We start from the raw sequence: 14,665 nt of genomic DNA, 5'->3' as shown, positions 1-14,665 counted from the left end.
TTTCTGCACGCTTCCGTTCATCGCGCATTCACAAAACAAACCGCGTGGAACCGCTCTCAGTTCGGAACGCCGCTCTCCTCCTTTCGTTGTTGGCGTGGGCAATGCAGGACTTCTTGAGGAGGAATCGAAATGACGAACCGCTTGTTGATTTCAGTCGCGACTGCGGCCTTGATCGCCGGAACCGGCTTTGCGAACGCGCAGGGCACCGGCATGAGCCGCGAGTCGCCGTCCGGTGGCGGCGCGACGACGCAGCACAGCGCGCCATCCAGTGGCGGCGCGTCTTCAGGCACGATGAACCGTGAACACGGCGGCACCACAGGCATGAATGGCGCCGAGCAGTCCGGCAAGAGCTCGGGCTCTTCCGGCATGAAGTCGGAGTCCGATAGAAGTGGCGCGGCCGACAGGAACGCCCAGGACACCAACGCCCCGGGTCAGAAGTCGAAGAGCATGAACTCGGAGAACGAGAGGACCAAGGGCGAGAAGGACATGAAGGCTGAAGGGCGCGAAGGCCGTGATCGTGACCGCATGAATGCCGAGACTCGCGACAAGAGCGGCGGCACCGCCGCCGAAAGCCGCGACAAGAGCGGCACCATGGAAAAGCAGAAGGGCGCGACCGACACCAGCCGCTCGCAGACCACGACCGGCAACGCCGGGACCTCGGCAACAGCCGCCCCGCCGGCCGAGAAGCGGACCCAGATCGTCTCCGCGATCAAGTCGGAGCGGGTTGAAGAGGTCAAGAACGTGAACTTCAACGTTGCGGTCGGCACCACCGTGCCAACGAGCGTGCGCTTCCATCCGCTTCCATCCCGGATCGTCGAAATCTATCCGGAATGGCGCGGCTATGATTTCATCCTCGTCAACGGCCGCTACGTGATCGTCCAACCCGAGACGCACCAGATCGTCTACATCATTGAGGGCTAACGGCAGCCCTCACGCGAGGGCGGGTCCAACCCGCCCTCGTTTTTATCCCCTTCGCCGTACGCAGGTCACCGCCGAACGGCGGGCGCACCCATGTCGCTTTTCCACAAAAGTTGGTTAATTAGCGTTTTCCGTGGGTTAGCCAGGCAACCTGACGGTCCAAATGAGCCGTTTGAACCGGTTTGCGACAAACCTAAGCTTTCCCTCTGGTCCGTTGTTACCTATAAACCCGCGACTTGGAGCGAGATCCGGAACCCCGTTTCCGAAACGATCCTGCCCAGAACGATTTAGCGCTGTTTCTTGGAACTCCGGATGGCCCAGGCCCCTGCCGCGACGATCTATGTGCTCAACGGCCCGAACCTCAATCTGCTCGGGACCCGTGAACCCGAGACCTATGGCCATGCCACGCTCGCCGACGTCGAGAAGCTCTGCAGGGATACCGCGGCCCAGTTTGGCCTGACCGCGGACTGCCGGCAGTCCAATCGCGAGGGCGAGTTGGTCGACTTCATCCATGAGGCGCGGGCGAAGCAGGCGGTCGGCATCATCATCAATGCGGGGGCCTATTCCCATACCTCGATCGCGCTGCATGACGCGCTGATCGGGGTAAAAATTCCGACCGTCGAAGTGCATATCAGCAACATTTATACCCGCGAGAGCTTCCGGCATCATTCCTTCACTGCTAAAGCCGCCTTTGCGTCGCTTTGCGGCTTCGGTATCGATGGCTATCGCCTCGCGATATCAGGCCTCGCCGCCAGGATCGGCGCCAAGGCGACAGCCTGACGCATTCCCCGTCATCAGACAGAGAGTTTCGGACCAAGATCATGGCGCGCCAGCCAGACGACAAATCCGCCGCAAAGCCCGGCAAAGACAACGACAAGGATGACGCCGCGCTCATCCGCGAACTCGCGCTCCTGCTCGACGAGACCCACTTGACCGAGATCGAGATCGAGCGTGCGGGCGTCCGCCTGCGTGTCGCGCGCAATGTCAGCATTGCCGCGGCCGTGCCGGCGGCCGTCGCGCCGGCCCTGTCGGTGGCTGCACCCGTGGCTGCCGCTGCCGCGACCGACCTCGCCAAACATCCGGGCGTAGTGCCCTCGCCCATGGTCGGCACCGCCTATTGGGCGCCGGAGCCGGGCGCAAAGCCCTTCATCGAGGTCGGCAGCAAGGTATCAGCCGGACAGACGCTGCTGATCATCGAAGCGATGAAGACGATGAACCAGATTCCGTCCCCACGCGCGGGCACCGTGACGCAGATCCTCGTCGAGGACGGCCAGCCCGTCGAATTCGGCGAGCCGCTGGTAATTATCGAATAGCGAATGGCGCGTAGCGGATAGCGAATGGTGAAGAGACAACTCCACTCGCTAGTCGCCATTCGCCGCCCGCGAGCTGGAAGCACATGTTCGACAAGATCCTCATAGCCAACCGCGGTGAAATCGCGCTTCGCGTGCTGCGCGCCTGCAAGGAGCTCGGCATTTCGACGGTGGCCGTGCATTCGACCGCTGACGCGGATGCCATGCATGTGCGGCTTGCGGACGAGAGCGTCTGCATCGGGCCGCCGCCGTCGAAGGACTCCTATCTCAACATTCCCGCCCTGCTCGCGGCCTGCGAGATCACGGGCGCCGAGGCGGTGCACCCCGGCTACGGCTTTCTCTCCGAAAACGCCCGCTTCGCCGAGATCCTGGCCGAGCACAATCTGCATTTCATCGGTCCGAAGGCCGAGCACATCCGCCTGATGGGCGACAAGATCGAGGCCAAGAAGACCGCCAAGCGACTGGGCATTCCCGTCGTTCCCGGCTCCGACGGCGCCGTAAGCTCTGATGACGATGCAATGGCGATCGCCAGGTCGATCGGCTTCCCGGTGCTGGTGAAGGCCGCCGCCGGCGGCGGCGGGCGCGGCATGAAAGTCGCGCACAGCGAAGCCGATCTGGCGCTGGCGCTCTCCACCGCCGCAACCGAAGCGAAATCCGCCTTCGGCGACGCGTCGGTGTATCTGGAGAAATACCTGCAGAAGCCGCGCCACATCGAGATCCAGGTGCTCGGCGACGGCCGCGGTGGCGCCATTCATCTCGGCGAGCGCGACTGCTCGCTGCAGCGGCGCCACCAGAAGGTCTGGGAAGAAGGTCCCTCGCCGGTCCTCTCGGCCGCCCAGCGCGCAAAGATCGGCGAAACCTGCGCGAAGGCGATGCGGGACCTGAAATATCTCGGCGCCGGCACAATCGAATTCCTCTATGAGGACGGCGAGTTCTATTTCATCGAGATGAACACCCGCATCCAGGTCGAGCATCCCGTCACCGAGAGCATCACCGATATCGACCTCGTGCTTGAGCAGATCCGGATTGCCGCCGGCGGCGACCTGCCCGCGAAGCAGGACGAGGTCGCGATCATCGGCCACGCCATCGAATGCCGCATCAATGCGGAGAACCCGCAGACCTTCCGCCCTTCGCCTGGACGCATCTCGCAGTACCACCCGCCCGGCGGCCTGGGCGTCCGGATCGATTCCGCCGTGTACCAGGGCTATGTCATCCCGCCCTATTACGACTCGCTGGTCGGCAAGCTGATTGTGCACGGCAAGACCCGTGGCGAATGCCTGATGCGGCTGCGCCGGGCGCTGGACGAGATGGTCGTCGACGGAATCGAGACCACGCTGCCGCTGTTCCGCGCCCTGGTGCGCGAGCCCTCCATCATCGATGGCGACTATCACATCCACTGGCTGGAGCAGTATCTCGCCGGGCAGCCGACCATCGGCTGACGGCCCAAATCAGACGCCGCAAGTCAGACGGCCCAAGTCAGACATCCTAAGCCAGTTCCATTTCGCATGGAACAAAGCACGGAACCGTGCGTTTGCAGCGACCGGGATTTCCCATCCCCGAGGACCGCTTGCATTCCACTGGATCCATGACACGAGGCACCCGTGACGTCTGACGCCAAGCGCCGGCGCGCATTGGGGCAGATCCTGCTGCTCGCGGCGGGGCTCCTGGTGCTGGTTGCGATCAGCGCCGGGTCGGTCCTGCTGGTGAACAAGGCGCGCCAGGATAGCGCCTGGGTGGTCCACACCGTCGAGGTGGAAAACCAGATCAATGCCGTACTGCTCGAGCTCCGCCGTGCCGAAAGCGCGGCCCGCGCCTATCTCTTGACCCGCTGGCCGGAATTCCTGACCGACCATGAGCAGGCGGTGGCCAACGTCGTCCCCTATGCGGATAAGCTGGCGCAGCTCACGGTCGACAATCCGCTTCAGGTCGAGAACGTGAAGAAGATGCGTGCGGCAATCGACATCCGGCTCGATCAGTTCAGGCGCGAAATGGATTTCATCAAGCGGGACGAACCCGCCAGCGCAGCGGCGCTGGTCCGCGAGGCGGCCGCCGGCAACACCAATGCCATCATCCGCGACGTGACGGACAAGATGCACGCCGAGGAAGAGCGGCTGTTCGATTTGCGGACGGCCAATGCCGACCGCTCGCAGATACTGGCGTCCTCCGTCACCATCGCCGGATCGTGCATCGTGATTGCGCTTGGCGCGATCGCGGCGTTCCAGGTGCGCCGCTCCACGCGCGTCCGCGACGAGGCCGAGACCAAGCTCCGGGACCTCAACGTCACCCTGGAGACCAGCGTGCAGGAGCGCACCGCCGATCTGCGCGAGGCCAATGACGAGATCCAGCGCTTTGCCTATATCGTCAGCCACGACCTGCGCTCGCCGCTCGTCAACATCATGGGCTTTACCGGCGAGCTCGAGGAGCTGCGCGGCGACATCTTCAAGCGGATCGCCGCCCTGAGCCACAGCGCCTCGGAAGCTGCCGCATTGCCGCAGAACGCCACCGACAGCGCCGAGCCTGTGCTCGAGAGCGCCGACAAGCAGCTCTCCGACGATTTTTCCGAGGCGCTCGGCTTCATCAAATCCTCGATCGCCAAGATGGATCGCCTGATCACCGCGATCCTCAATCTCACCCGCGAAGGTCGGCGCGAGTTCAGTCCCGACCGGATCAACACTCGCGAGCTGATCGAGGGCGTCGCCGCGACCGTCGCGCATCAGGCGGCCGAGGCGAATGCGCAAATCCGCATCGAGCCATTGCCTGATATCACCAGCGACCGTCTTGCGCTGGAGCAGATCTTCTCCAATCTCATTGACAATGCGCTCAAATATCTGAGGGACGGTGTTCCCGGCGACATCGCAATCCGCGGACGCACCAAGCTTGGCTTTGCGATCTTCGAAATCAGCGACAATGGCCGCGGTATCGATCCCAAGGATCACCAGCGCATTTTCGAGCTGTTCCGCCGGGCCGGAACTCAGGACAAGCCCGGCCAGGGCATCGGGCTCGCGCATGTGCGGGCGCTGGTGCGGCGTCTTGGGGGAACCATGTCGGTCGCCTCGGAACTTCACAAGGGCAGCACATTCACGATAACACTTCCAGTCAACTGGGCCGCCAAGCGGAAGGCAGATGTATGAGCAATCCAGTCACCATCATCATGATCGAAGACGATGAAGGCCACGCGCGGCTGATTGAGCGGAATATTCGCCGATCCGGTGTCAACAATGAGATCGTGCCGTTCAGGAACGGTACAGATGCGGTCGGCTATCTCTTCGGCCCGGATGGAAGCGGCATCGACCAAAAGGGCCGCGCGCTGCTCATCCTGCTTGATCTCAACCTACCCGACATGACCGGCATCGATATCCTGAAACGGGTCAAGGAGAACAAGCACCTGAAGTCGACCCCGGTGGTGGTGCTGACCACCACGGACGATTCGCAGGAGATCAAGCGATGCTACGAGTACGGCTGCAACGTCTACATCACGAAGCCGGTGAACTACGAGAGCTTCGCCAACGCAATCCGCCAGCTCGGACTGTTCTTCTCGGTCATTCAGGTTCCGCCAGCAGCAGCATGAGCACCACGAGCCCCACCCTGCTCTACATCGACGACGATGAGGCGCTGGCGCGGCTTGTCGACCGCGGCCTGACGCGGCTCGGGCTGAAGGTGGTGCACGCGGCAAGCGGCCAGCAGGGGCTGGATCGCATCGCACAAGGCGGCATCGACGTGGTCGCGCTCGACCAGTACATGCCGGGTCTCGACGGGCTCGAGACGCTCGAGCAGATCCTGAAAATTCCCGACGCGCCACCGGTCGTGTTCGTCACGGCCTCACAGGATTCCGCGATCGCCGTCACCGCGCTGAAGGCCGGCGCGGCGGACTATCTTGTCAAGGACATCCACGGCGAATTCATTCCGCTGCTCCAGGTCGCCGTCAACGGCGCGCTACGTCAGGCGGAATTGCAGCGGGCGCGCGACGAGGCGGAAGCCGAGATCCACGCCTCGCGCGACCGCTTCGCTGCGCTCGCCGCCGAGCGCGAGGTCTTGCTCCGTGAGGTCAATCACCGCGTCGGCAACTCGCTGCAGATCATCGCCTCGCTCCTGCACCTGCAGGCGAGTTCGGCGACACAGGACGACGTCAAGGCGGCGCTCACCAACGCGATGGGCCGCGTCGCTGCCGTCGCCCAGGTCCACCGTCGGCTCTACACCTCGCACGACCTGAAGAGCGTGCTGCTGAACCAATATCTGGAATCCTTGCTCGAAGATCTCCGCCGCTCGGCCGAAGGCAACCGGATGTCGCGGCTGACCTTGAAGGCCGAACCGATCGAGATCGATCCGGATCGTGCTGTCGCGATCGGCATCATCGTCAACGAGTTGGTGATGAATGCGGTGAAGTACGCCTATCCTGACGGCGCCGGCCCGATCCATGTCGAGCTCAAGACCGAGGGCGATGATGTGCTGCTGGCGATTTCCGACGACGGCGTTGGCCTCAACGTCAAGGCCGACCCGCGCTCCACGGGCCTCGGCCAGCGGATCGTCAGCGCCATGGCCTCCAAGCTCGAGGCCAGCGTCGAGCGCGACCCCGACCATAGTGGCACGCGCATCCTGGTACGCTTTCCCCGTGCCAGCACCGCAACGGCGAAATCCGCCAGCGCCGCCGCGAGCTAGCTCGGCCCCTATCGCGCCGCTCTCGCTCGCCTGCTATTCTCCAACCATGACATCGCGCGACTCCGCCGCATCCGAGATCACACCCGACGTGCTGCTGCGCGCCTATGCCTGCGGCATCTTTCCGATGGCCGAGAGCGCCGACGACCCCACGCTGTTCTGGGTCGAGCCGGAAATGCGCGGCGTGATCCCGCTCGACGGCTTTCGCATCACCTCGCGGCTGGCGCGCACGGTGCGTTGCGATGCGTTCACCGTGACGGTCAACACCGCGTTCAAGGCCGTCATCGCCGGCTGCGCCGCTCCGGCGGAAGGACGCGAGGACACCTGGATCAATAACCGCATCCGCGAGCTCTATGTCGGGCTGCATCGGCTCGGCCACTGCCACAGCGTCGAGGCCTGGCAGGACGGCGAACTGGTCGGCGGTCTCTACGGCGTCAGCCTGGGGCGCGCCTTCTTCGGCGAGAGCATGTTCCATACGGCGCGCGACGCCTCGAAGGTCGCCCTGGTCCATCTGGTGGCGCGGCTGATTGCCGGCGGCTTTCAGCTGCTCGACACGCAATATGTCACTGAGCACCTGCGCAGCTTCGGTGCGCTCGAAATCCCGCGCCGCCGCTATCGCGCGCTGCTCGACCAGGCGATCTCGGGTGCGCCCGCTGATTTCCTGAAGTTGCCGACCGATCAACCAGTCAAGGGCGGTGATGCGCTCGCGATCATCGCAGCGCGCACATGAACCCTCGTAGCCCGGAGCGCAACGCAACTCGGGACATCTCTCAAATGGCGCGAACCCGGGATTGCGCTTCGCTCCATCCGGGCTAAGCCATCTCCACTCAGTTCCCGAATATGCTGAAGAGCCCGCCGGGCCGCTGCTGCGGTGGAGGGGGCGGCGGTTGGGGCTGCGCCGGCGGCTGCTGGTATTGCGGCTGCTGCTGCGGCGGCGGACGCGGGGTCGCCTGCTTTTGCGCGGGCGGCCGCTTCTGCGCCGCCGGCGGTGGGGCCGGCTGTTTCGGCAGATCGGGCGCCGCGTTGACGATGGTCTGCTCCGGCCCTTTGCAGTCGGTCAGCCAGATATCATAGATCGGATGCTCGACACCGTGCAGGCCCGGACTTGCAGCGAACATCCAGCCCGAAAAAATCCGCTTCACCTCGCCCTGCAGCGTGATCTCGTCGACCTCGACAAAGGCATCGGTGTTGGCGGCTTCCGTCGAGGGCCGCGTGTAGCAGGCGTCCGTCTTCACACGCAGCGCACCGAACTGCACGGTCTCGCCGATATCCTCCTCGAAATTGATGATGCGCCCGGTGATCTTGTCGAGCCCGGAGAAGGTCGCCTTCTTGTTCGCGATCTTGGTCGACGGCGGCTCGCTCACCACCTCGTCGCCGGGCTGCAGCGTTGCCGGCGTCTGCGGCACGCTCTTGGGCTGACGCTGTCCGGGCGGCAATCCCGGCAACGGATTGGCACCGGGCGGCGCATTGGCGACATTAGGAGGCGCCCCGGGCGATGGCGGCTGCACGGCGACCGCGGGCGGCGCATTCGGAGGAGGCCCCTGGGTGCCCGGCGGCGGCGCCAGAGGCTGCGACTGGAAGCTGCCCGGTGGCGGCACCCCCTGCCCCGGCGGCGGCCGGTTCGGTGTCGGCAACAATCGGCCGCGCGGCAATTCCGGCACTTCCTCTTCATCGTCGGGAGCCGCCTGCTGGCCGCCACGCGGAATCGCGCCCGGCGGGCGCGGGGCGGGATCGGAGAAAATAGTACCGATCTGCGCGCGCGCAGGCTGCGCAAGCGGGAGGGTTGAGGCGGCGATCAGGGCCGCAAAGCCAGTCAGGGCAACGGTTCGGAGCATCTCGCGCGGCTTCAAGGAACGAATCGGGCTTTGAACATACTAATCAATTATTGGCTACATGCCGCTCGCAGGTTCACCGGTTAACACGCCGAATACGGCGGGGAAAGGGCGGGCCTCCGCCACTGGTCAGGCTCCCTGCCCCATGAGATAGTTCCGGCACTCGCCGAGGTCTGCGGACGCCACGCGGAAAACAGCAAAAAATCCGGAAAACCGGACCGGATGATCCAGAGGAAGCCCGTTCAATATGCCTATCGTTCTCGATCCCGATGCCGCCGCCGTCTTCAAGGCCTTTCAGGAGGCTGGCCGCCCCGCTTACGAAACGCTGACCGCCCCGGAAGCGCGTGCGTATTATTCGCAGGCGCGCTTTGTCAGCAATCCTGAGCCGCCGGAGCTGGCACAGGTCGAACCGCTGTCGATCCCCGCGCCCCACGGCACGATCCCGGCGCGGGTCTACAGGCCCAAGAAGCTGCGCCAGAAGGACGGCCTGTCACCGGCGCTGGTGTTCTTCCACGGCGGTGGCTGGGTGATCGGCGATCTCGACACCCATGATGTGGTCTGCCGGAAGCTTGCCGATGAAGGCGAGCTGATCGCGATCTCCGTCGACTACCGTCTTGCGCCAGAGCACAAATTCCCTGCGGCCGTCGACGATGCCATCGCGGCGACGAAATGGGTGGCGGCAAACGCGAAGCAGCTCGGCATCGATGCCGCGCGCCTTTGCGTCGGCGGTGACAGCGCCGGCGGCAATCTCGCCGCGGTCGTGGCGATCGCTGCGCGCGACGGCAATGGTCCTGCGATCGCGGGACAAGCGCTGATCTATCCGGCGGTCGATTTCGCGATGACGCATCCCTCGCACAGCGAGCCGGAGACCAGCATCCTCCTCACCCACTCCGTCATCCGCTGGTTTCGCGATCACTATCTCAGCAGCGCCGCGGACGCGCATGATTGGCGCGCGTCGCCGGCGCGTGCGACGACCCTGATCGGCCTGCCGCCGGCCTATGTGCTGACCGCCGGCGCGGATCCCCTGCGCGATGAAAGCGACGAATATGCCGAACGCCTGAAGGCAGCCGGCGTGCCCGTGACCTACAAGCACTTTCCCGGCCAATTCCACGGCTTTTTCACCATGGGCAAATTGCTCAACCAGGCCAATGTCGCGGCGACCGATATCGGCGCGTGGCTGAAACGACTGAACGCGTAACCGGGCGGGCGACGGTCAAGGCAACTAAGTTCACGCAGGGAAACTGGTCGATGATCATTCTACTTTAATGTTCACCATCAGTCGCAAGCCAACACCTTTGATGACCCGGAACGGCAACTCAATATCCTTGGCCTTGAGCTTGGCGCGGAGCCGAGTGAGGGCGGCGTCCAGGGCACGGCTCTCGGGGTCTGGCTCTATATGTCCAAAGAGTCCGGCGATTTCTTCGCGCGACACCGTGATATTCGGGCGGGTTGCCAAGTAGTCAAGCAGCACCAGCTCTCGGCCGGACAGCCTGACGAATCGTCCCGCTGGATCATGAAGCGTCTGGCGGGCTCGATCGAGACGCAACGTGCTGCTGGAATTCCCAACGGCACGATTGACCTGCTGTCTGCCGCGTCGTGCGAGATTCTCGATGGCCAGCGCCAATTCCTCGCTATCGACGGGCTTGGTGAAGTAGAGATGCGCGCCATCGCCGTATCCGCGCAAGCGGTCCTCTCGGTCCTTGCGCGCGGTCAGCATAATGATGCCCATGTCCTCGCGCGCCGAAAGTTCGGCCGCGAGATCAAATCCACTTGTGTCCGGCAAGTTGATGTCAAGCACGGCGACGTCAAAGCGGGCTTGACGTAACGCTCTGTAAAATTCGATGCCGGACGCCGCCTCGGTCACCCGCATACCGCGAAGCCGCAGATAATCCGCGATACTCTGGCGAAAATCGCTGTGGTCTTCCACAAGCAGGATGCTGATGTTCTGCGAGACGATCGGCCCCTCTGATTCCCGTATGAATGAATTCTCAGTCATCATAAAGAATTAGACCAGGAGTGGTGAAGAAGATTCTACGATGTTTGCAGCAGTGCTCTTGCGATTTGTCCCAGCCAAAACAATAACAATTTTAACGGATGCTGCACGAGAGCGGCGGATGGCTCACGTTCGGCGCGGCACGCCCTATTACCTCTCCCTGTCATTGCTGACGTTTTGCATTCTCTCCGTCAACGCGGAAGCTGCCTCCCACCTTCCATCTATCCGGGGGAACGTGGCCGTGCTCACTGATCCTTCATCGACTCTCACGCTGCAGGACGTCCTGACGCCGGCCCGCCAAACGGCGTTTCGGTCCGCTCCTGGCCAGAACATCAACTTTGGCTACATCACTCATGCCGTATGGCTCCGACTGACCCTACCCGCCCCGGCCAATGCCGAAGGCCTTCTATCCCTCACACCGAACTTTGTTGACACGATCGACATCTATGTGGCCAAGCCAGGTGATGGATCCTCCAAGGAGGACTTTACCCTCCATCAGGCGGGAGACCATCGGCCACTCCCGCACGATAGCTTTTCCGGGCTGGACAATGCGGTACGTCTCGAGTTTGCCGCGGGCGAAAAGACTGTTGTCAATATCCGCCTGCTGAATCTCAATTCGTTCACCCAAATGAATCTGAGACTCGAAACGGTCCAGGGCCATACGCGGTCGGCCGCCGTCATCGGCGGCATCTATGGCGTCTGGTTCGGTGGCATGAGCGTGTTGTTCGTCATTCACCTCGTGTTCTTTTGCTTCGACCGCAAAAGGCAGTATCTGCTCGTGGCCCTCAGCACACTTGGTGTGATGTTGGTCTACGCGGGCAATCTCGGGCTTAGTCATGTGTTATTGTTCCGTGGCACCGGGTGGGCCAACGATCTCTTTCTGGGCTTCAACGCCTGGATGGGGTTGGCATTTAGCGTTCTCGCCTGTTCGAGCCTGCTTGATCTGCGAAAAAAATCGACCTGGCTTCACGGGCTTTACCTCGCTTTCGCCGCCACAGGGATAGTGGGCACGGGCTTCGCGCTCTCGGGAGGTAACGTCGTCTTCGGTCCTATCGGCTCGTCGGTGAGTATGCTGGCCGCAATCGTCAACTTGCTCTTGGGCTTGCGGTACTTGAACGAAGACGGAGCGGTCAGTCGACTTCGAGCTGCCGCATTCGCGGCCGTCGCCATAGGCGTTCTCATCTCACTTGGGGACCGATTGGGCTTCGACCTGTTGCCGGAATGGAGTTATCACGCCTACGGCGTTTCGGGTCTGATCATGACGATTCTGCTCACCGGCTCGCTGGCGGCGTGGCTTCGAAAGGCCGAAGTCCTCTCACTTGCGCAGGCGACCGAGAGGCGCGTCGCGGAGGAAGCCCTGCAAGCTGAAATGCAATCGCAATTGCGGCAGGTCCGCTTTCTGGAAGTCGTATCACACCAATATCGCGCGTCGCTCGCGGCGATCCGCTCCAGCATCGACAGCATCGGCCTTTCACTGGCAAAGAGTGATCAGGCGAACCATGACCGCATCACGCGCATACGACGTTCCGTAGCGCAACTGGTGGAAGTTCTTGAGACCAATCTCGCACGCAGCCGCCTGCAAGGGCCCGCCTTTCGAGTTCGCCTCGCGCCAGCAACTGCCGGGTCCATTGTCGTCGCCGCACATCAACGCAGCCGCGATCTGCTGACAGGTCCGGAGATCAACCTTCGTATTGCGCCCGATGCCGCCGACATCAAACTCGCTGCCGATACGGATATGCTCGAACTCGCGATCCTCAACGTGTTGGAGAATGCCGTCAAATATGCCGCCCTGAAGGGCGCCTCCCCGATCGCGTTATCCCTCGACAAGACAACGGAGGGCATCGCGATAATCGTAACCGATCATGGCATAGGTATTCCGGAGCGTGATCTCCCTCATGTGTTCGAGAATTCCGTGCGCGGCTCGAATGCGAAAGGGGCTGATGGTTCAGGGCTTGGCCTCTTCCTCGTTGCCAAGATTGCGACTGCGCATGGCGGTTCGGCCACCGTACAAAGCCGAGAAGGCGAAGGCACCACGGTACGAATCAATTTGCCCGCTCGCGAGGCCTGAGCAAGATTCACGCATCTCAAACCCGATGCCACCTGACCATTGCGTTGGTCTGAATCTACGCCATCGCGAGTGTTGTGAATTCGCTACGGTTTTCGTTGCGTTCCGTTTCGTTGCGTTATGAACGTTACGATTGGTTTCTAAGGTTTTCCTGGGGCTTCCGCTATTTTCCCCCATGCGGCTCGGGCTTGCGCGTTGCGCACGAGAGCCAGCTCAGGCGTGGGACTTGGGGGCAATGAGTGGGCGCAAAGTATCCGGCAAAATTGCGCGACGATCGCGCGTTGCGGGCAAGGCCTGCTGGGGTTGGTGCGCTCGCATTATTCGTCGCGCTCATTCTTACGGTTTTCGCCATGTGCGGGCAGGCTCATGCACTGTCGGCGGGATGTATCGCTGTTGCAGGTGGTGCGCTGAGCGGAAGCAGTCAGAGCATGACATACGGCCCAGCTACGTTCGAAGCGGGAGAAACAATATCGTTTGTCAACAACTCAACTCTCTACACCAACACAATTCTAGCGAACCTCACGACGGGCAATTCAATAAATACGCCATCGACTACGGGAAGTTTGGCTATCAACTCCTCAGGGAGTCAGAAATTCAATTTGTACACGGGCGTCAGTGTGGGGCCCGCTATAATTGACGTTCGTGCCACGTGCAGCGGACCGGCTTCGCCCCTGCTCACCCTCTCTCCTGCTGCTGGCAGGTTAACCGCAGGAACTGTGGGAGACGTTTACAGTCTAACCCTGAGTGCCTCGGGTGGTACCGGCTCGTACACGTTCGCGGTCACCTCGGGATCACTCCCGGATGGCTTGACGCTCAACGCAGCTTCCGGCGCCATCACCGGGATGCTGACACGCGCAATAGCCGGCATCGAGCCTTTTACGGTAACCGTCACCGACAGCGCTGCTAGTACCGCATCTGCGACCTATCAAATCCTGGTCGGCGCCGATACCACGCTGCCGCCTGCGACCGTCGGCGTAGCCTACGATCCTGTCCGTGTGGTTGCCGAAACCACTCCGACCTCGGGGAGCATCCCTCCGGGGATGACGCTAACGCAAGTGACGGGGGTGAGGGTCGTTCTGGGCGGTACTCCGCAACGGGCCGGGACCTACGTTTTCACCTTCTCGAACGGGGCTCGCTACACGATCGTTGTGAACCCGCCTGCTATTCTGACGCTCTCTCCTGCCGCGGGAGCGCTGACAGGCGGCACGACCGGGATCGCCTATAGCCAGACGGTAACAGCCTCGGGCGGGACCGCCCCCTATACCTATGCGGTCACCTCCGGCTCGTTACCGAGCGGTTTGCTGCTCGATCCGTCTACCGGAAAGATCAGCAGTACTCCGACGACCCCGAGCAACTCTGGCTTCACCATCACCGCGACCGACGCCAATAGAGCTACCGGCTCGGCGGCCTACACGCTGACGATCTCTGCTCCCGGCGCCCTTTCGCTCTCGCCTGTGGCAGGCGCACTGGGCGGCGGTACGATTGGCGTTGCCTACAACCAGACCGTCACCGCATCCGGCGGAACAGCGCCCTATGGCTACGCCGTCACGTCCGGTTCGCTTCCGGCCGGCCTGTCGCTCGATCCGTCCACCGGAAAGATCAGCGGTACTCCGACGGCGGCAAGCAATTCCAGCTTCACCGTTACAGCTACGGATGCCAACAGGACTACGGGGTCGGCAGGTTACACAATCGCGATTTCGGCCTCCGCTGCGTCGTTCACTTTTACGCCTCCGGCCGGCAGCCTGCCGGAAGCCATGGCGGGCGAGGAATACAGGCAGTCACTATCCGCCAAGGGTGGCGCGGCGCCACTCATCTACAGGTAGTGTGCGGAAGGTTCTGCAAAAGGCTGAGAGGCTGGAGCGGTCATGGTAAGTCCGGTGATTGCGAAGATCAC

General features: G+C 62.7%; 13 protein-coding genes. 11 read left to right on the top strand and 2 right to left on the bottom strand.

Translation table 11 applies throughout. The features are described from left to right. Positions 1-129: 129 nt before the first annotated feature. From AC5ZGW_RS31595 to aat, 8 genes are all read left to right on the top strand, one after another. The gene (locus AC5ZGW_RS31595) at positions 130-921 is read left to right on the top strand and encodes a DUF1236 domain-containing protein (protein WP_130229457.1); all 792 of its coding nucleotides are present in this window, start codon (positions 130-132) and stop codon (positions 919-921) included. Positions 922-1,230: 309 nt separating this feature from the next. After that, complete coding sequence (gene aroQ, locus AC5ZGW_RS31590; RefSeq protein ID WP_130229458.1) at positions 1,231-1,698, top strand: type II 3-dehydroquinate dehydratase; 468 nt, start codon at positions 1,231-1,233, stop codon at positions 1,696-1,698. Between the two features lie 41 nt (positions 1,699-1,739). Next, complete coding sequence (gene accB / locus AC5ZGW_RS31585) at positions 1,740-2,231, top strand: acetyl-CoA carboxylase biotin carboxyl carrier protein (RefSeq protein ID WP_130229459.1); 492 nt, start codon at positions 1,740-1,742, stop codon at positions 2,229-2,231. 83 nt (positions 2,232-2,314) lie between these two features. After that, positions 2,315-3,667: an acetyl-CoA carboxylase biotin carboxylase subunit gene (accC, locus tag AC5ZGW_RS31580; RefSeq protein WP_028164174.1), complete on the top strand. Its 1,353-nt coding sequence runs from the start codon at positions 2,315-2,317 to the stop codon at positions 3,665-3,667. Between the two features lie 162 nt (positions 3,668-3,829). Then, on the top strand, positions 3,830-5,359 hold the full coding sequence (locus AC5ZGW_RS31575; protein WP_130229460.1) for a sensor histidine kinase: 1,530 nt from the start codon (positions 3,830-3,832) through the stop codon (positions 5,357-5,359). Then, positions 5,356-5,796, top strand: a complete 441-nt coding sequence (locus AC5ZGW_RS31570) for a response regulator (protein WP_130229461.1) — start codon at positions 5,356-5,358, stop codon at positions 5,794-5,796. The genes AC5ZGW_RS31575 and AC5ZGW_RS31570 overlap by 4 nt, the downstream gene beginning before the upstream one ends. Continuing rightward, positions 5,793-6,884, top strand: coding sequence for a sensor histidine kinase (locus AC5ZGW_RS31565; protein ID WP_130229462.1), 1,092 nt, complete (start codon positions 5,793-5,795; stop codon positions 6,882-6,884). Before AC5ZGW_RS31570 ends, AC5ZGW_RS31565 begins: the two co-directional genes overlap by 4 nt. A gap of 46 nt (positions 6,885-6,930) precedes the next feature. Continuing rightward, positions 6,931-7,611, top strand: coding sequence for a leucyl/phenylalanyl-tRNA--protein transferase (aat, locus tag AC5ZGW_RS31560; RefSeq protein WP_130229463.1), 681 nt, complete (start codon positions 6,931-6,933; stop codon positions 7,609-7,611). Positions 7,612-7,708: 97 nt separating this feature from the next. On the opposite strand, the gene AC5ZGW_RS31555 is transcribed toward aat, so the two are convergent. Then, complete coding sequence (locus tag AC5ZGW_RS31555) at positions 7,709-8,716, bottom strand: DUF2155 domain-containing protein (RefSeq protein WP_456646148.1); 1,008 nt, start codon at positions 8,714-8,716, stop codon at positions 7,709-7,711. A 244-nt stretch (positions 8,717-8,960) separates the two neighbouring features. Here AC5ZGW_RS31555 and lipP1 point away from each other — a divergent pair, with 244 nt between their 5' ends. Next, complete coding sequence (lipP1, locus tag AC5ZGW_RS31550) at positions 8,961-9,911, top strand: LipP1 family hormone-sensitive lipase (RefSeq protein WP_130231360.1); 951 nt, start codon at positions 8,961-8,963, stop codon at positions 9,909-9,911. A 54-nt stretch (positions 9,912-9,965) separates the two neighbouring features. Here the strand turns inward: lipP1 and AC5ZGW_RS31545 are convergent, their stop codons facing one another. After that, positions 9,966-10,709, bottom strand: coding sequence for a response regulator transcription factor (locus tag AC5ZGW_RS31545; RefSeq protein ID WP_165435634.1), 744 nt, complete (start codon positions 10,707-10,709; stop codon positions 9,966-9,968). 40 nt (positions 10,710-10,749) lie between these two features. On the opposite strand from AC5ZGW_RS31545, the gene AC5ZGW_RS31540 reads away from it, so the two are divergent. Further along, entirely contained in the window at positions 10,750-12,774 is a 2,025-nt protein-coding gene (locus tag AC5ZGW_RS31540) for a sensor histidine kinase (RefSeq protein ID WP_130231364.1), read from the top strand. 347 nt (positions 12,775-13,121) lie between these two features. Continuing rightward, positions 13,122-14,594: a putative Ig domain-containing protein gene (locus tag AC5ZGW_RS31535; RefSeq protein WP_496114018.1), complete on the top strand. Its 1,473-nt coding sequence runs from the start codon at positions 13,122-13,124 to the stop codon at positions 14,592-14,594. The last annotated feature ends 71 nt before the right edge of the window (positions 14,595-14,665 follow it).

It is taken from the genome of Bradyrhizobium sp. Crot121, assembly GCF_059512385.1.
The sequence above is the reverse complement of the archived record's forward strand: the minus strand, read 5'-3'. Positions and strand labels throughout refer to the sequence as shown.

Bases quoted from the DNA above. Each gene is read 5' to 3' on its own strand.
- AC5ZGW_RS31570 (WP_130229461.1), top strand. From the start codon at position 5,356: ATGAGCAATCCAGTCACCATCATCATGATCGAAGACGATGAAGGCCAC.
- AC5ZGW_RS31540 (WP_130231364.1), top strand. From the start codon at position 10,750: ATGTTTGCAGCAGTGCTCTTGCGATTTGTCCCAGCCAAAACAATAACA.
- AC5ZGW_RS31565 (WP_130229462.1), top strand. From the start codon at position 5,793: ATGAGCACCACGAGCCCCACCCTGCTCTACATCGACGACGATGAGGCG.
- accB (WP_130229459.1), top strand. From the start codon at position 1,740: ATGGCGCGCCAGCCAGACGACAAATCCGCCGCAAAGCCCGGCAAAGAC.
- lipP1 (WP_130231360.1), top strand. From the start codon at position 8,961: ATGCCTATCGTTCTCGATCCCGATGCCGCCGCCGTCTTCAAGGCCTTT.
- AC5ZGW_RS31545 (WP_165435634.1), bottom strand. From the start codon at position 10,709: ATGACTGAGAATTCATTCATACGGGAATCAGAGGGGCCGATCGTCTCG.
- aat (WP_130229463.1), top strand. From the start codon at position 6,931: ATGACATCGCGCGACTCCGCCGCATCCGAGATCACACCCGACGTGCTG.
- accC (WP_028164174.1), top strand. From the start codon at position 2,315: ATGTTCGACAAGATCCTCATAGCCAACCGCGGTGAAATCGCGCTTCGC.
- AC5ZGW_RS31555 (WP_456646148.1), bottom strand. From the start codon at position 8,716: ATGCTCCGAACCGTTGCCCTGACTGGCTTTGCGGCCCTGATCGCCGCC.
- AC5ZGW_RS31535 (WP_496114018.1), top strand. From the start codon at position 13,122: ATGTGCGGGCAGGCTCATGCACTGTCGGCGGGATGTATCGCTGTTGCA.
- AC5ZGW_RS31595 (WP_130229457.1), top strand. From the start codon at position 130: ATGACGAACCGCTTGTTGATTTCAGTCGCGACTGCGGCCTTGATCGCC.
- aroQ (WP_130229458.1), top strand. From the start codon at position 1,231: ATGGCCCAGGCCCCTGCCGCGACGATCTATGTGCTCAACGGCCCGAAC.